This window comes from Dyadobacter jejuensis, from assembly GCF_003149085.1.
GTDB lineage: Bacteria > Bacteroidota > Bacteroidia > Cytophagales > Spirosomataceae > Dyadobacter > Dyadobacter jejuensis.
Genome location: NZ_QGDT01000001.1, coordinates 775802 through 796317, shown reverse-complemented (window position 1 = coordinate 796317; position 20516 = coordinate 775802). Strand labels below are relative to the sequence as shown.

Here is a 20516-nt window from a genome sequence, read left to right as displayed (position 1 = left end):
TAGCCCAAGAGATCAACCCTACCCATAGGGGTTATTAAGCACCGGTTTTAGTTTTCATCAATTAGATTAACCCTATGAATACACCCACTTTAACAGCCATCCAAAGCCAGTCGCTCCTGCAGACGCTAAAAAACCGTTTTATAAAATACGAATCTAGGCATTCTGGATTGGATTGGGACCTACTTCGGGTTAAGTTAGAGGCTAGTCCAGAAAAGCTATGGTCCTTGCAACAAATGGAAAGCACTGGTGGGGAACCCGACGTGGTGGGCTTCGATAGCGGCCGTGGGGAGTTCCTGTTTTTTGATTGCTCGGCAGAGAGTCCTAAAGAGCGTAGAAGCCTTTGCTACGACCGGGAGGCCCTACAGGCTCGAAAAGCCAATAAACCCACCAACAGTGTCATCGACCTCTCTACCCAGATGGGCATAGCGCTATTGTCCGAGGAGCAATACCTGCACTTACAATCCTTGGGGGAATTTGACCTTAAAACCTCCAGCTGGCTATATACCCCCGCCGAAACGAGAAAACGCGGTGGGGCGATCTTCGGAGACCGGCGTTACGGGAGGGTGTTCGTTTACCATAACGGTGCCGATTCCTACTATGCCGCTAGAGGCTTTCGTGGTGCTCTTAGCGTCTAGGAATTTCCCTTTAACATAAACCCAAAAAATAGGATGAACCCAAAAGCTGATTTTTATTTTGAAAAAGCCGGTCCTTGGACCCAGGAGATAGGAATGTTAAGGCAGGTAGTGCTCGACTGTGGACTATCGGAAGAGGTGAAATGGGGGTGCCCCTGTTACATTTACCAGAAGCAGAACGTGGTATTAATCCATGTTTTCAAGGAATACTGTGCCGTCCTGTTTTTTAAAGGGGCACTCATTGCTGACGCAGAGGGGATATTGATACAACAATCTGAAAACGTTCAAGCCGCCCGACAGATGCGCTTCACCGGACTTCAAGAGGTAATTACCAGAGCGCCCATACTTAAAGCCTATATCTTCGAAGCCCTTGAAATTGAAAAAGCAGGACTAAAAGTCCCCATGAAAACCACCCGCGAATATTCCGTTCCCGAAGAGTTTCAAAGAAAGCTCGATGAGCTACCCGACCTGCAGGCCGCCTTTGGGGCCCTGACTCCCGGACGCCAACGCGCCTATCTACTGCATTTCTCTCAGCCCAAACAATCCAAAACTCGGGAGGCACGAATTGAAAAAAACCTTAGCAAAATCATGGACGGCAAGGGACTCAACGACTAGAACTGAACAACGAAGCGTTTTTACAAGTAGCCTATCCTACTGAACCACCTCTGCCAGCACCATAAATATTCTCGATAAGATTATAAAAATTACTAAAAAAATCGTTTTTCTCGACAAAAAACGTCATTTTGCCTTAGAATTAGGTGCTCCTGAGTTAAAGAAAAAGTAGGTCAGCAAAAAAAGCCCTATAAGCCGCCAATAAACATAGATAACCCCGATCTATAGATCAATACCAAATGACATGTATAGATTTTAACTATTGAATTATAGAATCAATCGATTTTTATTATAACTAAAGACCTGCTATTTTTACGACATAGAATAATTCATCAGGAGAACGGATATTAAGTTTTTTAAAGAAAAAATAATCAACATGGAAAAAGAATCAGCAGACCTCAGTAAATGTCCTTTTCATAACGGCAGCATGCAGCAAAATGTAGGCGGTGGCGGCACCAGAAATCAGGACTGGTGGCCCAATCATTTGAAGGTAAACATCCTTCGTCAACATTCCTCACTATCCGACCCGATGGAAGGTGATTTCGACTATGCGGAAGCCTTTAAAAGTCTAGACCTGGAAGCCGTTAAAAGGGATCTTCATGCCCTTATGACCGACTCACAGGACTGGTGGCCTGCCGACTTTGGACATTACGGCCCCTTATTCGTGCGCATGGCCTGGCATAGTGCCGGTACCTACCGCGTAGGCGATGGCCGGGGAGGAGCGGGTTCGGGGCAGCAGCGTTTTGCCCCATTGAACAGCTGGCCCGACAACGTAAGCTTAGACAAGGCGCGTAGGTTATTATGGCCTATCAAGCAAAAATATGGCCGCAACCTTTCATGGGCCGATTTATTGATATTAACCGGAAATGTGGCTCTAGAGTCGATGGGTTTCAAAACCTTTGGCTTCGCGGGAGGCCGTGCCGACGTATGGGAGCCCGATGAGGATGTATATTGGGGTAACGAGACCACCTGGCTGGGTGGTGACCTTCGCTATGCGCATGGATCGGAAGGAGCCCCCAAAACACATGGAGTACTCGTTTCCGACGATGACGCCGACGGATCCATCCACACGCGTAATCTGGAAAACCCGCTTGCCGCGGTTCAGATGGGGCTTATCTATGTGAATCCGGAGGGACCAGACGGAAATCCGGATCCAGTTGCTGCGGCAAAGGACATCCGCGATACCTTTGGACGTATGGCCATGAACGATGAAGAGACAGTAGCCCTGATAGCCGGTGGGCATAGCTTTGGAAAAACCCACGGTGCTGCCCCCGCCGACCACGTAGGGAAAGAACCCGAAGCGGCCGACGTTGACATGCAAGGCCTGGGCTGGAGCAACAGCTACGGTACTGGTAAAGGTGCCGACACCATCACCAGTGGACTGGAGGTAATCTGGACGACTACCCCCACCCAGTGGAGCAATAATTTCTTCGAAAACCTATTCGCCTACGACTGGGAACTCACCAAAAGTCCGGCTGGAGCCCACCAATGGGTAGCAAAAAATGCGGGAGCCATTATTCCTGATGCTTATGACGGCGACAAAAAACATGCCCCTAGCATGCTGACCACCGACTTGGCCTTGAAGTTCGATCCTGCGTATGAAAAGATATCGAGACGTTTTTTTGAAAACCCCGACGAATTTGCGGATGCCTTCGCCAGGGCTTGGTTTAAGCTTACCCACCGCGACATGGGTCCCCGTGCCCGTTACCTAGGCCCCGACGTCCCCCAAGAAGTGTTATTATGGCAAGATCCTATTCCAGCAGTAGACCATGCCCTGGTAGAAGACCATGATATAGCCGATCTGAAGGCTAAAATACTGGCATCGGGCCTTAGTGTATCTGAATTGGTATCTACGGCCTGGGCTTCGGCCAGCACCTTCCGTGGTTCCGACAAGCGTGGAGGCGCCAATGGTGCTCGCATTCGCTTGTCTCCTCAAAAAGACTGGGCTGTCAACAACCCTGCCCAACTTCAAAAAGTATTGGGAGTACTGGAGGGCATTCAACAAACTTTTAACCAAGCCGGTGGTAAAAAGGTCTCTATGGCCGATCTGATCGTGCTTGCCGGATGTGCGGGAGTAGAAAAAGCGGCTCAAGATGCCGGACACTCCATAGTAGTACCCTTTACCCCAGGACGCATGGATGCGACTCAGGAACAAACCGATGTAGAATCCATGGCATTTTTGGAGCCTGCTGCGGACGGTTTCAGGAACTACCAAAAAACCAGCTTCTCGGTACCTACTGAGGCGCTATTGATCGACAGAGCGCATCTTCTCACCCTGACTGCCCCCGAACTGACCGTACTTATCGGTGGAATGCGGGCTTTGGATACCAATTATGATGGGTCGAAATATGGTGTTTTCACGGCAAGACCTGGACAGCTTACCAACGACTTCTTCGTGAATCTGCTTGATATGAATACTTCATGGAAAGCCCTGTCCGACGACAGAAAGCTGTATTTGGGCAGCGACCGCGCCAATGGACAGCCCAAATGGACGGCCACCAGAGCCGACCTCGTATTTGGGTCTAACTCCGAGCTAAGGGCAGTGGCCGAAGTATATGGTAGTGCCGATGCACAAGGCAAATTTGTAAAAGACTTTGTGGCCGCGTGGAATAAAGTAATGAATCTGGACCGCTTCGACCTCAAGTAATCCGAAGTGTATAATAGCAGTGCGAATGGGTGCCTTTACGAGGGCACCCATTTTTGCTGATGCCCCAGCAAGCTCCCTTAGGCCATCTGAATGACGAGGAGCCTTCTCAGTATCAAAGAGCCGCAAGAAATAAAACTTTTATACACTTCCATGTAACTATTTGTATAAATTAGGATATTCTGAAAGCTTCTTTGTATTATTGTTTGTATTTAGTCTAATTATGTTAGCCTAAATATTAGGGTCCTTTTATTGATGATGGAAAAATATCCAAAAGGATGGCAAATTACGAGCAAATGGAGGGAGATAAAATTGCACGAGATATCCAGATCGCCTCATGGAAGTTTCCAGATTTTGGCAATTTTCAGGAGCATGAAGTGATCGAAAACGATATTGAATATAAGGATGACCTGCGCATCGGATGGGGTAAGGAGTTTATAATGGAGGACATTTATATTTGGTATGGGAAGTTTCACTCCCCTTCGCAAAAACCCTTGGCGGTCATACCGCTCCAGTCTCATATCCAAATGTTTTTTAGTTTGGGCTCCCCTATGTCTTACCGTCACGAAAACGAGCGAGAGCCCTTCGTGCGGTTCGAAACGCACCAGCAGAATATGCTCCTGCTCCCTAAAAAAAATTGGTATGTGGAGTGGCAACCTGAAGAGGATAATGAAGCTTTTTCTATTCATATCAGCACCGACTTTTTATTCCGCAACCTGGCCAGAGGGCATAAGCTACAAGCACGGTTTGAAAGTGCGAATCAGTCTAACAGCCCTGCTTTCTTATGTCAGCGGCACTTGCCACTCACTCCACGAACCCTCTCGGTGCTTTTTGATATATTGCACCACGACTGCAAGGGCCAACAAAAAGGTATGTTCCTAAAGGCCAAGGTCATCGAACTAATAGCCCTCCAGCTCGACCAGTTCGAGCAATGCCCTCCCCCAACCCAAAGCGACCCGCTCCAGGAAACTGACCTCAAAAAAATGAAGCATGCCCGGGAGATACTTATTGGCAACCTAGAAACCCCCATTTCATTAAAGGACTTGGCACGGCAAGTAGGCACCAATGAGTTTAACTTAAAGAAACAATTTAAGCTAATTTTTGGAGATACCGTTTTCGGATATCAACACAAATACCGCATGCAACATGCTCGGGAATTACTATGCAAAGAAGAAAACAAAATTTCGGAAGTCGCTCAGATGGTGGGCTATAAGCATGCCACCCATTTTACGGCGGCTTTTAAGAAACACTTTGGTTACCTGCCCAATAAGATTAGGCTGAGCCTCCTATATTTCTTTCAGGCCCTGGAATCGTTGGAAGCGCTGGCGGCAGCATGTGGTGACTCCGGGGTGGTTACGCTCTTGTAGGGCTCTAGGCAGTAAGCTAGCATTGATAAACTTCGTAACTAATTGATTAATATCTAATTAAACATGCCACCCTAAGCCCCTCGAAGGGCTTAACATTGCATCGTTTTGACTGTGCTTCAAATTTCAAGATTGTCACCCTGATCATGCAGAGCTTGACAGGGCCCGTCGAAGGGCTGAACATTGCTTGACATTACATCGTATGGACTATGCTTCGACAGGCTCTGCATGACATCGTTTTGGCAATGCTATGAAGTTCAAGATTGTCACCCTGATCATGCAAAGCTTGACAGGGCCCCGTCGAAGGGCTTAACATTGCATTGTATGGATTATGCTTCGACAGGCTCTGCATGACATTGCATCGTTTTGACTATGCTTCGACAGGCTCTGCATGACATTTCGTAGACGTTGTTTCAAAAATTCACATCTGTCACCCTGATCATGCAGAGCTTGACAGGGCCCCGTCGAAGGGCTTAACATTGCATTGTATGGATTATGCTTCGACAGGCTCTGCATGACATTGCATAGACGTTGTTTAACTCAAAACATTACTACTTATTTCTATTTTTAGATAGTGCGGGGAGCAAGTGCCACTGATCAGAGATGATAGCTTCCTTCTTTTTTCTACTCCAACCTTTCAATTGTTTTTCAAAAACGATTGCTTGAGTAATATCAGCGAATTCTTGAACAAATACCAAAACTACAGGCCTGCGAAAGTAGGTATATGCAGTCTTAATCTTACCCGCATTGTGCTCATCCATTCTCCTTTCTACATCGTTAGTAACTCCAATATAATAACTACTATCATGGCATTTAACGATATATACATAATACTTTTTCATGATATATGAACGGTGTCGTGGAATATGAAATTACGCATTTTTTATTGTAAGTCACATTAAAATTAGAAATGAAACTTGCTTGCGATTTGACCATCCATATTTCTTTTTACTTAGTGTATTTGTCTGATAATGATTTGTTTATTGGGTAGTGGTAGCGTTCGATGAGCTGGTATGTGATTTTATCATACCCGTCGAAGGGCTTAACATTGAATCGTATGGATTATGCTTCGACAGGCTCTGCATGACATCGTTTTGGCAATGCTATGAAGTTCAAGATTATCACCCTGATCATGCAGAGCTTGACAGGGCCCGTCGAAGGGTTGAACAATACATTGTATGGATTATGCTTCGACAGGCTCTGCATGACATCGTTTTGGCAATGCTATGAAGTTCAAGATTGTCACCCTGATCATGCAGAGCTTGACAAAGCCCCGTCGAAGGGCTGAACATTGCTTGACAGTACATCGTATGGACTATGCTTCGACAGGCTCTGCATGACATTGCATCATTTTGACTGTGCTTCAAAACTCATGATTGTCACCCTGATCATGCAGAGCTTGACAGGGCCCGTCGAAGGGCTGAACATTGCTTGACATTACATCGTATGGACTATGCTTCGACAGGCTCTGCATGACATCGTTTTGGCAATGCTATGAAGTTCAAGATTGTCACCCTGATCATGCAGAGCTTGACAGGGCCCGTCGAAGGGCTTAACTTTGCTTGACATTGCATTGTATGGACTATGCTTCGACAGGCTCTGCATGACATCGTTTTGACTGTGCTTCAAAACTCATGATTGTCACCCTGATCATGCAGAGCTTGACAGGGCCCTGTCGAAGGGCTGAACATTGCTTGACATTGCATCGTATGGACTGTGCTTCGACAGGCTCTGCATGACATTGTTTTGGCAATGCTATGAAGTTCAAGATTGTCACCCTGATCATGCAGAGCTTGACAGGGCCCTGTCGAAGGGCTTAACATTACATTGTATGGACTATGCTTCGACAGGCGCTGCATGACATGGTTTGTACTGTGCTTCGCCGAGCACTGCATGACATTGCTTAGACGCTTCCGATTTGTTCTTAAACGAAGAAACGGAGAAAAGACTATCCTTTCCTCCGTTTCTTTGGCTTCAATTAGCTTAGTACGATCCGATATAGCTCGATCCAGTTTGTCCGGTCAAGACGGCTCCTTTGATAACCTCTTTCGTTTTCCAGTTAATGACATACAACCTTCCCGACTCTCCCACTGGAGTAAGGGGTACATAGGCGTAGTCGCCACTTACAGCTATATTTTGATATTGCTGAAAGCTCAAGGTAGCCTGGTAATCGCTGACAATTTTAGTAGCCGTTTTGGCATCTAGGTCGATCAGGGCAACATATCCTCCATTGCCGGCAATATTATATAATACCACGGCCATACCATCTTCGATGTATCTGAATGCCTGAATACGTGTTCCTGTAAGGCCTAGTGCCTGATCTAAATCGAAATGATAGCTATTATCATAGTCATTCGTGCCTTTGCTTATGCGCAAAATATCCTTCCCACCCGTAGCGGTAGCTTGGTAAATATGACCGTCCGTTCCTAAGTGTTGCGTCATAGTACGGTATGAATGGTTGTTGGTGGTAGAGACGGTAGAATAGATCAGGGTGGGGTTCTGCAAAGAGGGATAATCCACAACGAGGGTAGTCGTCCCTAGCGTTCTATTGTCGGTATCACTCGCCCAAGTAGGTTCTCCACTCTCGTCGTAGGAAAGCTTGGTAGGATCGATTTTGCTCACATTACAACCTATAAAGATTTTTGTTTGATCTTCATTCAAAATAGGAACGTCGATACGGCCCACCGAATAGCCCTGTGCTTCTAGCTCAGCCGGGAATGGGAAAGGAAATTCGGTAGAGTTAGGTACTCTGGCGTTTTCCAAATCGATGACCGCAATCCGAACGGTTCCCCTGGTGTATTTAAAAACATGGTTGGGAGCTTCGCCTTCGGTAACGGTGGTGCTTCCGGTAAGGTGAACCCCAATTCCGATATTCTCGGCTGCTTTGGTCCAACGTGGAGAAGTCCCAACAATATCGGACAGGTCTAGTTCATTGCCGGTATCCAAATAATTGCTGGCGCCATTGACGATGTATTTATTAAAAACGCCCCCATCTTCGCCCGTATATTGGATATTATATAACTCCTGGCCATTTTCAGATGCCTGTACACGAGCGGTACGCGCCGACCGTAAGCCAAATCCATCCTGATAAATATTCACCGAAAAATTTGGGTCTATCGCCTGCTCATGGGTAATGGCATAGGCCATAGTTCCACCATTTCCGGCCGTGCCTGTAGCATCAGGAATAGAGGCCGTCAATGAAATAAACTCGCGGGTATCTACTGAACCCTCGCCTCCATCTACCGGATCGGTAGCATCCTCCTTGCATCCTGCAAAGGACAAGGTTATCCCTAATATCAGCGCTTTTAACAGGTTCTTATTCATATTGATTTGCATTATAAAAATTTACTAATTGTATAATTTAACTTAATTGAAAAACTCCTCCCTGGTTTCTGCACGCCGAAATTGTCATAAATCTCTGCGTTCAGCATATTTTTTATATCGACACTCACGACCATCTTACCATTGGGAAGCCTATAGCTAGCGCCCAGGTCATGATAAAACTGGGTGGGTGTAGTAAACCAATCCGACTCCATCCATACGGTGCGAAAAGGCGCTACAAAACCCGTATTATAATAGATATTCAAAATAGATTTCTTTTGGAACACATCCTTCCAGCGGTACTGCGCACTCCCATTCATGGTAAAAAACGGTTCGTTAGGAAGCTGCAGATCGTACAAGTCGTGGGGCTTACCGTTAGCATCATACTGTTGCTTAAAGAGCGTGCTGAATTTTGATAAGTTGAACAAGACATTCAAACGGTTGTCGTAAACATAAATCAGCTCGCCTTCGAAGCCACGGGATTGCGTTCTTTCCAGATTGACATATTTGGTAACTTGAATATCTGCATCGCTTTCTCGACCCTGCACAATTTCGTCTTCCACCGCCTGAAGGGTAATCTTATCGTAACCATTTCTCCAAAAAAGACTACCGTATAAAGTGAGCTTATGCTTTCCTTTTTGCAGAGTACCATAGCGGAAGCCAATATTATAGTTCACATTCTTTTCAGGAATTAGATCAGGGCTCTCCAGGATATTGTTTTCTGGATCACCGTAGAGCTGATTTTCGGTAGCCACCACATAGGAGTCTTGAAAGGAGCCTATGAGGTACATTTTAGGGATGATATTATAAGATACCGTAGCCCCATAGCCTTTGTTGTTGTTGACCGTCTTTTTTTGAACCCGATTCACAATATTGACACCGTCCTGCTCTATTAGTTCGGGCCGTGTTTGGATCGTACTATTGAAGGTGTACTTAAATAATAGATTCGTTTTTAGCTTATTATTCAAGAGTTGCGACTCATAATTGGCCGCCAAAATATTATTCATTACCTTACTTACGGTCACCAAATCCTTATTGACCGGAAGGAGTAAGTCATTATCATCCCGATCCGTCGTTTCGAGTTTATGGTTGATCGATAACCGATGACCTGGCGCAATGGTGTAGCCCAAGTTAGCCCGCATATTGGTTATTTTACGATTTACCTCCACAATAGAAGCCTCACCTTGCTGGCCCATACCAGCTATGGCGGGTACCGGTATCACCTGACCATTTCTGATCAGCATCCTTGGGTTTCCATCCCAGTTGTACACCTGCCCTACCGTATCCTGAACATAGGTACTCCGAAAACTCCTTACCGCATTAACATTAAGAGCCAAACCCTTGGTCAGAAAGTCCTTCTTCTGGTAATTTAAGCTTACCACATGGGCCTGGTACTCCCCAAACCGACCCACATACGGCCTGGCCATAGTGGTACCGTGGGGTATTTCACTGTAGGTATCGGAAATATTATAACCTACAAAGAAAAGATCCGCCCAGTTTACGTTGGTAAACCCCACCTCAAACCTTCCACCAATGGACTTATAGGTATTGTTAAACCGCTTTGCTTTATAATAGCGCTCTAAGGTCCTGTCGGGATGTACGAATTTGGAAAACTTACCCCAGGTAGTATAACTATTGTCGGTATAGGTATAAAACCCCGCTGCCCTTGTGGTGAATCCGTTTTTCTTGTTCCGGTAGATCCCCGACACATCCGCTTGAAAGGTATTGAATGAACCATAGGATACCGAACCAGACACATTATTTTGAGAAGCATCCTTTTTTAAAACCACATTGATAGCCCCTCCTACATAATCGCCCGAAAGGTGAGCCGGCAATACGCCCTTGTACACCTCTATCCGTTCGATCATGGCAGGTGGAATGTTATTCAGGTTGAAGGAAGAACCGTAAGTTGATATTTCGATTCCATCCAAAAACATCCCCACGGCACTCCCCGACATACCATTGAGGTTATACTCTACATTGGAGCCGACCCCGCCGTTCTGACGGACCCGTACCCCTACGGCCCTATTAAGCAGCTCGTTGGTCGTAATATTTCTTAGAGAGGCCTCTTTGGTTTCTATCACGGCCACAGCAAAGCCCTGTGTCTCCAGTTCTTTTTTTTCAGTTTTTTGAACAATCTGCACCTCATTAAGGTCCAGGGCCGTTTTGGCCACCACCAGGTTTAGCTCGTGGCTGGGTCGGTCGACATGCAGCTTTATTGTTTCCGACTTTATTTCCATCGAACTGATTTCGATGTTTTGATCCCCATAGGGCACCTCTTTGAGCTGAAAGGTACCATCCGTTTCAGAGAAAGTGGCAATGCTGGTGTCGCCAACTCGAATGGTAACAAAGCTAACAATGGCTCCCTTCTCGTCCTTGACCTTCCCTTTGATAGTGGCCAGCTTAGGCGCCATGGGTTGTGCAACGGTGCAGAAGCTTACAAAAAGGAATAATCCGGTACTGAGTAAAGTATATTTCAAATGGGCCATTTTTTTGACTAAATACATGATCTTCTTATGCTCTCCTTTGAAGTAGGAGTTACCCTTGAACGGGACAAGTCTTATTTAGACTAATTATAACAATGGCAAATATAAAAGGCTACATTGGGGAAAAATGACGCTAAAAGGAATTCTAGTAACGATAGGCGGAGAATATCAAACATAGCCTCCCCTTCCCGAAAGCTCCCCAACACAAACACCTGGCCAATCCCAAAGGTCCCCGACCTCCCTCATAACCACTAGTACTACTTAGTAAAGCCTCCTCGCAAAAAACCTCTGACACGGCCACATGAAGTTCCTAAATCGGCCGAAAACCATACTGCACCTATATATGTAAAGGGAAATAATAATTTCTTTCGCCAACCAAGCGCCTCACACAATGGGAAGGAGCCTATTTATAGTGGACCATCACACTACCAAATATTGGCACTTCAACAGACAGACTTTTATCTAATTCATCATAGAATAGGTATTGAACCGTAATTTTGAGCCGCCTTCTTCAAATAAAATTTGTCCATAGGTACACCAGCAATTGGGTCTATTTAGACTAATTATTATTAACTTGCAGCATCTTCAGGGGGATTAGCCCCGTTGTGTTAAAAGTATATTATCAAAGCCTTAATTAAATATGAGAAAACTCTTATTTGCACTTTGCACCCTTTCTTGGTTCTCTGTCCATGCGCAGAAGAACCTACTCTTGGAACCATCCTTTTGGAAAGGTAGCCCCGATGTTGCAGCAGTAAAAGCCGCCATAGAAAAGGGAAGTAACCCGGCTCAATTTAACAATAATAGTTTCGATCCGGTAGTATTGGCCATCAACTCTTCGGCCCCCAACGAAACCATCAAGTATCTGCTCGACCAACCCGGAAACGGAGTGGATAAGATCACTCATGACAGCCGAACCTATTTGCATTGGGCTGCCCTTCATGGAAATGTAGAAATTATGGAGTTCCTAATTGGCAAGGGAGCCAAAGATAATGTGGTGGATAGCCATGGTTCTACGGCGTTGAATTTTGCTGCTGGCAGCGGACAAACCAATACCAAAGTATATGAACTATGCCTGGCAAATGGTGCCGATCTTAAAAAAGACCTCAACCAAAACGGAGCCAATGCCTTACTCATTGCGGTAGCCAGTGACGAAGACTTCAAACTGACCAATTATTTTATTTCCAAAGGTCTCGATTTGAAGAGTACCGATGCCAGTGGTGCCAACGCCTTTAGTTATGCGGCACGATCGGGTAATATAGACTTGCTAAAAAAACTTCAGGCCAAGGGAATTAAACCCAACGGAACGGCTATGCTCATGGCGGCCCAAGGGTCTCGTCGTAGTGTCAACAAACTGGACGTATATCAATACCTAGAAAGCCAGGGAGTAAAGCCTGACTTTATTGGTAAAAATGGTCAGAATGCGCTGCATACCATTGTCCGCAGACCCGGCCAAAACGATATCATTGAATATTTCCTATCGAAGGGGGTAGATGTTAACCAGGCAGACGAAACCGGCACCACCGTATTTATGAATGCCGCTGCCTCTAATGACGACCTAGCTACGCTGAATCTATTACTACCGAAGGTAAAGGATATCAACCAGGCCAATGCCCAAGGCGTAACCGCTTTAATGATGGCTACAAAAGGCAACTCTGCTGAAGCGGTAGCACTTTTGATTGGCAAAGGCGCCAGCATCGACAAAGCTGACAATAATGGTGACAACTTAGCCTACTATTTGGTACAATCCTATAATAGCCGAAGCACCGACGCCTTTGAAGCCAAACTTAAAGTATTACAAGATAAGGGCTTTAAGGTAGACGCGCAGCAGCCCAATGGCAGCAGCTTCTATCACCTTGCAGTAGCTAAAAACGACCTAGAGCTCGTCAAACTATTGGAGCCCTTCCAAATAGACGTAAATGCAAAGGATAAGCAAGGACTGACGGCTCTTCATAAAGCGGCTATGGTATCTACCGACGATGCACTGCTAAAATACCTCATTGCCAAGGGAGCCAAAAAAGATGCCATGACGGGCTTTGACGAAACGCCTTACGACTTGGCCTCTGAAAACGAATCGTTTGCAAAAAATAAAATTGATATTAATTTCCTGAAATAAATAGTATATGTCTTCCCTATTTAAAACTGCCTTATTGCTAGTGGCACTCCTATGGGCCAGCCCTTCGGACGTCATGGCCCAAAAGGCGACTTCCAAGTACAGGTGCATGATCCAAATGACCAACTATATGGGTGAAGGTGCCTATGTGGTAATTTCGTTGATCAACCCGAAAGGTGCCTACGAAAAAACCCTATATGTGTTGGGGCCCGACAAGGAGTGGTACAACACCCTTAAAAAATGGCATCAATTTCAATCCAAAAAACCGAGCAATATCAGCGCCATTACTGGAGCCTCAGTAACGGGTGGCGACAGGGCGGTCAATGTTTTGGATATCGAAACTTCAAAAATTAATGCCGGCTACAAGCTCCGTTTTGAAAGTGCTGTAGAGGACAATAAATATCATGCAGCTGATCTGGAAATCCCGTTGACCACGGCAGGCCTCTCAGCAAAGAGTGAGGGTACGGGCTACATTCGTTATGTACGCTTTAGCCCCAACTAACGCACCCAATATATGACTATTTCTATTTGGAGATACAGCCACTTGGCGTTGGCTGTATCTTCTTTTATATTGCTGACCCTCGCATCGATCACCGGGATCATATTAGCCTTTAAGCCCATCCAGGAAAAGCTACAGCCCTATCGTACCGAATCTTTTGAAAACATTAGCCTCGCCGAGGTGATTCCCCAGCTCCGAAAGCAATATCCCGGGGTAAGCAACCTCTCGGTAGATGCCAATCAGTTTGTACTTATCAAAGGGATGGACCAGGATGGAGAAAATCTGTTGGCCTATGTAAACCCTACAACCGGAGCCCTATTGGGGGAGCCAGAGGCTCCATCAGAGTTTTTCGAATGGGTCACGGCATTGCACCGTTCTCTATTTTTACACGAAACCGGTCGTTTCTTCATTGGCCTCACCTCCTTTTTACTCCTACTGATTACCATTTCGGGTGCGGCCCTAGTGGTACAACGCCAACGGGGGTGGAAGCGTTTTTTTACCAGCATCGTTAGAGAAAATTTTGCGCAATATTACCATGTAGTATGGGGGCGCCTGTCGCTACTACCGATATGTATTATAGCCCTAACGGGGACCTACCTGTCGCTGGCGCGCTTTCAGCTAATCGACACGGCGTATATCCTACCCGATGTGGACTACGACTCCATCCAGGACGAACCAGCCTTGGATCCTACCCTTTTTGAGATCTTCACTAAAACTCCCTTGGCCGACTTACAGTCGATCGACTTTCCTTTTTCGGATGATGTAGAAGACTATTATACGCTCAAACTGAAGGACCGGGAGCTGAACGTCAATCAAGTGACGGGGGAAGTATTGTCGGAAGTACGCTACCCCATGTCGGTCATCCTGACCGAACTCAGCCTAGACCTCCATACCGGCAAAACCAATAGCCTATGGGCGATACTACTCGCCTTGGCCTCTGGGAATATCCTGTTTTTTATATATTCCGGGTTTGCCATTACCATTAAACGCCGCGCTGGTCGGGTTCGCAATAAGCATACCCCTCGCGAAAGCGAATACATCCTGTTGGTGGGTTCGGAGAATGGCAGCACCTTCAGGTTTGCCAATGCAATACAGGAGCAACTCATAGCGCAAGGCAAAAAAGTGTATGTCAGTGAGCTGAATAATTATCAAGCCTTCCCCAGAGCCAAGCATATCGTAGTGCTAACGGCCACCTATGGCCTGGGGAACCCACCTACCAACTCCTTACAATTTGCAGCTAAGCTTGCCCAATACCCGCAGGCTCAGTCGGTATCTTATTCGGTGGTAGGATTTGGCTCGCATGCCTATCCCGATTTTTGTAAATTTGCCTTTGAAGTAGACCACCTGCTTTCGCGCCAGGAATGGGCCGTTCCACTCGTCGAAATTCAAACGGTCCATGATAAGTCGCCCGACGAGTTTGGCCATTGGGCGGGCGTCTGGGCCCAACATGCCGCGGTGTCGTTGACGCTACCGGCAAGTCTGATGACCACCCGACAGGATCGCCCACATACCTTGGTGGTCACCGAAAGGACCACCCTATCCGAAACCCACGATGCTTTCCGAGTTCGGCTTCGTCCCCAACATGGCCTCACCTACCGCTCCGGCGACCTGCTCAGCGTATATCCTGCCGACGACCACCGAGAGCGCCAATACTCCATAGGCAAAGTGGCCGGGGAGGTTCAGCTCAGTGTGAAGCTACATCCTGGTGGGCTAGGCTCGGAATATCTATATGCCCTGCAGCCAGGCGACAGCATTACGGCCCGAATAGACGAAAACCCTCATTTTCATTTTCCACAAAAGGCCCAACAAGTGTTGATGGTCTCCAATGGTACGGGCATAGCTCCCTTCCTAGGAATGATAGATGAATGCACTTCCGATACTAATATTTATCTGTACTGCGGTTTCCGCGATCATGCCTCCTTTAGCTTATATCGAGCCTCTGTAGAGGATTATGTAGAGCAGGGTAAGCTCAGTGGGTTCCAACTGGCCCGCTCAAGGGAAGATAACCGGTACTATGTAAAGGATCTGTTGCAGCGCGACGAATCACTAGTAATCGAAACACTGGAAGGTGGAGGGGTAATAATGCTCTGCGGCTCCTTGGACATGCAAAAAGACGTAGTGGAACTGCTGGAGACTATTTGCCAACATCGACTCCATAAGTCTGTCAGCTATTACCAGTCGCATGGGCAGATCTTAATGGATTGCTACTAGCCTTCATCCGGGAATTAGGGCTTCATCTGAAATGCTGCTAGATCCAAATTGGGAGAGTGCGTCATGCTGCCATCGTCGGCGACCATCAGACAGCTATATTCAGGAAAATTGGAGAGGAATTCTAATCCCTCCTTTTTTCCTAATACCATCATCGTAGTACTCAGCCCATTGGCCTGCTCGGCACTCGGCCCAAACACCGTAACGCTAGTGAGGCCTGTGGCCGGGTATCCGGTAACCGGATTTATAATATGGGCATATCGCTTACCATTGAAAGTTACAAATTTTTCATAACTCCCCGAGGTCACCACAGCCCCTTGCCGCAAGGGGACCACAGCCAATAGCCGGCCGCTATCGGCCGGATCGTTGATACCGATCATCCAGTCGCTCCCGTCGGGTTGCTTACCCCAGGCACTCATGTCGCCAGTGCCATTCACAATCCCGGCCTGGATCCCTCTTTCCTGCATCATGCTCCTACATCGGTCGGCGGCATAGCCTTCACCCAACGCTCCAAAGCCTATCTTCATACCCTTTCTTTCCAAATATAGGGTGCTGTCCTCCCGACTAATCAGGATATGACGATACCCCACCTTTTCTACCGACCTGCGGATGGCCTCGGGGGTTGGCATGGAGGTCATGGAGCCATCAAACTTCCAAATACGGTCCATGGCAGCGAAACTAATATCGAAGGCTCCGTGGCTAAGTCTAGATAGCTCTAGGGCCCTTTCGGCTAGCAACAACAGCTCCCAATCCACTTTTACGGGAGCTATACCGGCCTGGGCATTGACCGTCGAGACCTGAGAACTGGGTATCCAGTCGGAAATCAGGTGCTCTATACGAGCGATCTCGGCGATCACCGTATCAATATGCATTTCGGCGGTGCGGGCATCCTTAGCCACCAGGGTGATATCGAAGCGCCCACCCATCAGCATCGTGGTTCTTTTGCGCAACACCTGAGCCTGGGAGCTCAGCATAATCATTGCGAAAAGGAAAGTCAAAACATTTTTCATAATGGCAACAAAACTCCGAAGATAGGCAACCCACCCAGCAATTGCACCGAATACTTAGAAAAATAGGCATAACATACCCATTCAATACCCGGCCAAGGCTGGCCCATTCAAAATTAGGAATTACCCACCTACCCGCTTTTCTGATTCTTTCCGGTAGTAGGCATTTTTGTATTCAAACATCTCGGCCATCTTTTGCGCTCTCCACTTGGCCTCTTCGGCCCGCTCGCCTACAAAGAGTGTATCGATGGTCTCAACAAACAAACCAACCCATTTTCTAAAATGCGTATGGTCGATCTCCAACAAGGCATGTGGCGTAAAAGGACTCCCAAAATAGGTATGCTCCTTCAACAGTACCGTCTGCCAAAATTTATACAGCTTTTCTAAATGCTGGGGCCAATGGGCCCCTATTCGCTCGTTAAATATAGGAGCCAAAAGTGCATCTTGCCGTACCTTCCCATAAAAAGTGTCTACTAACAGCTTAATATCGGCCAGTCCTTCTATCGTTTGTCTGCGTTCTATTGATGGTTCCATGTCTTTTTTGTTTTCCTTTCAACAAAGATATTTCAAAGGCATTTAAATAAAAGACTTTTTACTCTTTTATTTTTTTTAAAACAGGGGGCATTCTAGTCCTTAGTACCTACTAATGAGGAACCAACCATTTTTGACGGGCATACTCTTATTTCGCCTAACCTAGATATAAAAAGTTACATAGCTCCATTATCCGTAATAATTGAAAGGCTACCTGACATAAAAATAGGTGCATTTTCAGCTAAAAAAATCAATAAAAAACCGTTAGATAAAAAGGCGAATATTGATAACCTGCTGGTAACATAAATACGGACGGAAGCGATTAATTTGGTCTTTAAAATCGTATACTTACCAACCTATCCAAGCCTCTATGAGCTCTCCATTGAACATGCAAACCCCCTGGGTAGAATCCCCTTTTTTCGAAGCCGAACTGAGCAGGGCCAATCTAGACGATAAAACCCGAGAAATGATCCGTTTTTATTCAGAAAACGGCTACTTAATTATCGACCCAGAGCTAGACGTTGACCTATTGGACCGGGCCGTTGAAGAGTTGAAGCCAATATTTGCATCGCGTAACACCAACAGAATCCAAGATGCCTGGAAGGATTACGATGCTGTTAAAAAGATAGCCACGGCCCCTAGGGTATTAGAAATATTATCCTTGCTGTACCAGCGCCGTCCTATCCCTTTTCAAACCCTCAACTTTTCGACGGGGAGCCAACAACGGACGCATAGCGATTCGATTCATTTCAATTCCGTTCCTGAGCGCTTCCTGGCCGGAGTATGGGTAGCCTTAGAGGACGTCCACGACGGCAATGGACCCTTACATTATTATCCTGGTAGCCATCGCCTTCCCTTCTACGACCTTTCCATATTGGGGCTCAAGGGCTCTACCAGTGTGTCCATTGAAGATATGTTAGCCAACTATTACCATAAGTACGAGGATTTTATTGAACAGCTTGTCGCTCAAAAGCATCTCAATAAAAAGATATTGAACATCAAAAAGGGGCAAGCACTTATTTGGTCGGCCAACCTCTTGCATGGAGGAGAGCCTATCTCTATGGAAGGTTCCACTCGCTTTACACAAGTCAACCATTTTTATTTTGAAAACTGTGCCTATTACCGTCCTATGAAAACGGATATGGCCTTAGAAAGAATTTCGATTCAGAAGGTAACCGATATCACTACGGGCCAAGATGTAAAGAGCACTTATTTCGGCACCCCCATCAATTATGTGGGTTACTCTTATAAGATGTACCTTCCCGAAGGGCTCATGCGGAAAGTACTGCCTACTAATTTACGGCAATGGGCTCGCAGATTGATTAATAAATAGGCAACAACCCGATCCGACTCATGATTAATTATCGAGTGGCCTATTTACTGATGGTCCATAAAAACTCCAAACAGGTACGCAGATTAATAGAAAGGCTAGACGCCAAACAGGCCCAATTTTGGATTCAAGTCGATTTAAAGGTGGACCTGGCGACGTTTCAACGGGAACTGGAGCATATGCCTCAGGTCCATTTCGTTCAGAATCGAAAGAGCGGTGCCTGGGGGCGATTTGGCTTTGTAGAAGGTAACCTTGAGGGCATACGTAGCATAGCCCGTAGTGGATACGCCTACGACCATTTGGTCATCCTCAGCGGTCAGGACTACCTTTTAAGTTCCAATGAAGCCATATTGACCCTCTTGGCCGGCAACCCATTGGCGAGCTTTATGCATTATACACCCGTCGCCGACACGCCAGATGCCCATGTAGCCGAAAGGATGCGCAAGTATCATATATACGTGCCTTTCAATAAGAAAGTAGTGTATCCTTACGACTCCCCTACTCCAGTCAAAAAGCTTTTAAACGGTGCCCTGGCTCTTTCCGGTCAATTCCCCCTGCCCAGAACCTTGCCCGGTGAAAGGCCTATATTCTTCGGGTCTAACTGGGTTCGTCTTTCCAAAAAAGCAGTTAATTACCTTTTGGACACCCTGGAACGCGAACCCGAACTGATCAGATTTTTCCGCTATACTACGCTTGCGGAAGAGCATATATTCCAAACCATCTTACTTTCGGGAAGTGAGGCCGACAGAGGAGAGATTATCAATACGAATTTCACCTTTTGCCATTGGAAACGCGCTCCGGAGCTCTACACCGTCCCACTAGGCATGAGCGACCTAGACCTGATCCTTGGCTCAGGCGACCTGCTGGCTAGGAAGTTCGACATGAGCCATAACGTGGAGCTCATGGACTACCTCGATCGGAACTGTAGCTAAAACCTATGAAGCGGCAACCCTCCTGAGCGATCAGGACGGTTGCCATTTGGCCGCTTGTACCTGTATCGCCAATGCCCTTTCGTCGGTCAGGTCGAGCCTTAGTGGGGTAATAGATACCAGATCATTTTCTACGGCCCATCGGTCGGTACCCTCCTCAGCAGGCTCCAGAGGCACTACCGTAAACCAATAGTGCTTTCGCCCCATAGGGTCCATTCCAGGCTCTATTCGCCCATCATACAACCGTACCGACTGTCGCGTCCACTGCATCCCAACGGGAGTTCTAGGCAGGTTCACATTGTACAGTCCCACATCTCCATCATGAATCAACTGCTCCAATACCTTTTCTACAAAGGGGTCTAGGTGCTCAAAGTCGGGATCCTGCTTATCGGCAAAGGTGCTAAAGGCAATGGATTTGATACCGAGTAGGGCCCCTTGCTTGGCCGCTGCAAGTGTGCCTGAGTGCCACATGGAATTCCCCAGGTTAGGACCCATATTAATTCCAGAAAGGACCAGATCGGTCTTGCTCCAAAGGTGCGTCCCTAAGGCTACACAATCGGCCGGGGTACCATTGACCTTATAGGCCTCGGCTCCTGGAAATTCGATGGGTGATTTCTTGTAGGACAAGGGCCTAGAGGCCGTGATGGCATGTCCCATAGAGGATTGCTCCACATCGGGAGCCACTACCCGTACTTCGCCAAAGCGGGTAGCAACCCGAGCCAAAGCGGCGATACCCGGACTATATATACCATCGTCGTTTGCAATTAGAATATTCATGCGATCAAAGTAGTTATGTGAAAAATAGTAAGCCTCTATCACTACAAAACACATACCAACGGCTCC

15 protein-coding genes are annotated in these 20516 nt (G+C 46.7%); 9 read left to right on the top strand and 6 right to left on the bottom strand.

The window, feature by feature from the left end:
- The first annotated feature begins 74 nt into the window (after positions 1–74).
- From CLV98_RS03245 to CLV98_RS03230, 4 genes are all read left to right on the top strand, one after another.
- Positions 75–635 (top strand): DUF4256 domain-containing protein, encoded by a 561-nt coding sequence (locus tag CLV98_RS03245; protein ID WP_109672714.1) that lies wholly within the window; start codon positions 75–77, stop codon positions 633–635.
- 33 nt (positions 636–668) lie between these two features.
- Positions 669–1247: a YdeI/OmpD-associated family protein gene (locus CLV98_RS03240; RefSeq protein WP_109672713.1), complete on the top strand. Its 579-nt coding sequence runs from the start codon at positions 669–671 to the stop codon at positions 1245–1247.
- Between the two features lie 373 nt (positions 1248–1620).
- Positions 1621–3891 (top strand): catalase/peroxidase HPI, encoded by a 2271-nt coding sequence (gene katG / locus CLV98_RS03235; protein ID WP_109672711.1) that lies wholly within the window; start codon positions 1621–1623, stop codon positions 3889–3891.
- 275 nt (positions 3892–4166) lie between these two features.
- Complete coding sequence (locus CLV98_RS03230; protein WP_109672709.1) at positions 4167–5255, top strand: helix-turn-helix transcriptional regulator; 1089 nt, start codon at positions 4167–4169, stop codon at positions 5253–5255.
- 548 nt (positions 5256–5803) lie between these two features.
- Here CLV98_RS03230 and CLV98_RS03225 read toward each other — a convergent pair.
- The 3 genes from CLV98_RS03225 to CLV98_RS03215 form a co-directional block, all read right to left on the bottom strand.
- Positions 5804–6094, bottom strand: a complete 291-nt coding sequence (locus CLV98_RS03225; RefSeq protein ID WP_109672707.1) for a GIY-YIG nuclease family protein — start codon at positions 6092–6094, stop codon at positions 5804–5806.
- A gap of 1141 nt (positions 6095–7235) precedes the next feature.
- The gene (locus CLV98_RS03220; protein WP_109673056.1) at positions 7236–8576 is read right to left on the bottom strand and encodes a DUF4374 domain-containing protein; all 1341 of its coding nucleotides are present in this window, start codon (positions 8574–8576) and stop codon (positions 7236–7238) included.
- 11 nt (positions 8577–8587) lie between these two features.
- The gene (locus CLV98_RS03215; protein WP_229203178.1) at positions 8588–11053 is read right to left on the bottom strand and encodes a TonB-dependent receptor; all 2466 of its coding nucleotides are present in this window, start codon (positions 11051–11053) and stop codon (positions 8588–8590) included.
- Between the two features lie 646 nt (positions 11054–11699).
- Here CLV98_RS03215 and CLV98_RS03210 point away from each other — a divergent pair.
- The 3 genes from CLV98_RS03210 to CLV98_RS03200 are packed head-to-tail and all read left to right on the top strand — an operon-like array spanning position 11700 to position 15879.
- Positions 11700–13172, top strand: coding sequence for an ankyrin repeat domain-containing protein (locus tag CLV98_RS03210; RefSeq protein WP_109672705.1), 1473 nt, complete (start codon positions 11700–11702; stop codon positions 13170–13172).
- Between the two features lie 7 nt (positions 13173–13179).
- The gene (locus CLV98_RS03205) at positions 13180–13671 is read left to right on the top strand and encodes a DUF2271 domain-containing protein (protein ID WP_109672703.1); all 492 of its coding nucleotides are present in this window, start codon (positions 13180–13182) and stop codon (positions 13669–13671) included.
- A 12-nt stretch (positions 13672–13683) separates the two neighbouring features.
- The gene (locus tag CLV98_RS03200; RefSeq protein ID WP_109672701.1) at positions 13684–15879 is read left to right on the top strand and encodes a PepSY domain-containing protein; all 2196 of its coding nucleotides are present in this window, start codon (positions 13684–13686) and stop codon (positions 15877–15879) included.
- A 14-nt stretch (positions 15880–15893) separates the two neighbouring features.
- Here the strand turns inward: CLV98_RS03200 and CLV98_RS03195 are convergent, their stop codons facing one another.
- On the bottom strand, positions 15894–16856 hold the full coding sequence (locus tag CLV98_RS03195; protein WP_229203177.1) for an FAD:protein FMN transferase: 963 nt from the start codon (positions 16854–16856) through the stop codon (positions 15894–15896).
- Between the two features lie 150 nt (positions 16857–17006).
- The gene (locus tag CLV98_RS03190) at positions 17007–17417 is read right to left on the bottom strand and encodes a group III truncated hemoglobin (protein WP_109672697.1); all 411 of its coding nucleotides are present in this window, start codon (positions 17415–17417) and stop codon (positions 17007–17009) included.
- Between the two features lie 367 nt (positions 17418–17784).
- Here CLV98_RS03190 and CLV98_RS03185 point away from each other — a divergent pair, with 367 nt between their 5' ends.
- Together CLV98_RS03185 and CLV98_RS03180 are read left to right on the top strand one after the other, a co-directional pair.
- Positions 17785–18747, top strand: coding sequence for a phytanoyl-CoA dioxygenase family protein (locus CLV98_RS03185; RefSeq protein ID WP_109672696.1), 963 nt, complete (start codon positions 17785–17787; stop codon positions 18745–18747).
- 20 nt (positions 18748–18767) lie between these two features.
- Complete coding sequence (locus CLV98_RS03180) at positions 18768–19676, top strand: beta-1,6-N-acetylglucosaminyltransferase (protein ID WP_109672694.1); 909 nt, start codon at positions 18768–18770, stop codon at positions 19674–19676.
- A gap of 30 nt (positions 19677–19706) precedes the next feature.
- Here the strand turns inward: CLV98_RS03180 and surE are convergent, their stop codons facing one another.
- The gene (surE, locus tag CLV98_RS03175) at positions 19707–20450 is read right to left on the bottom strand and encodes a 5'/3'-nucleotidase SurE (RefSeq protein ID WP_109672692.1); all 744 of its coding nucleotides are present in this window, start codon (positions 20448–20450) and stop codon (positions 19707–19709) included.
- Between the last annotated feature and the right edge of the window lie 66 nt (positions 20451–20516).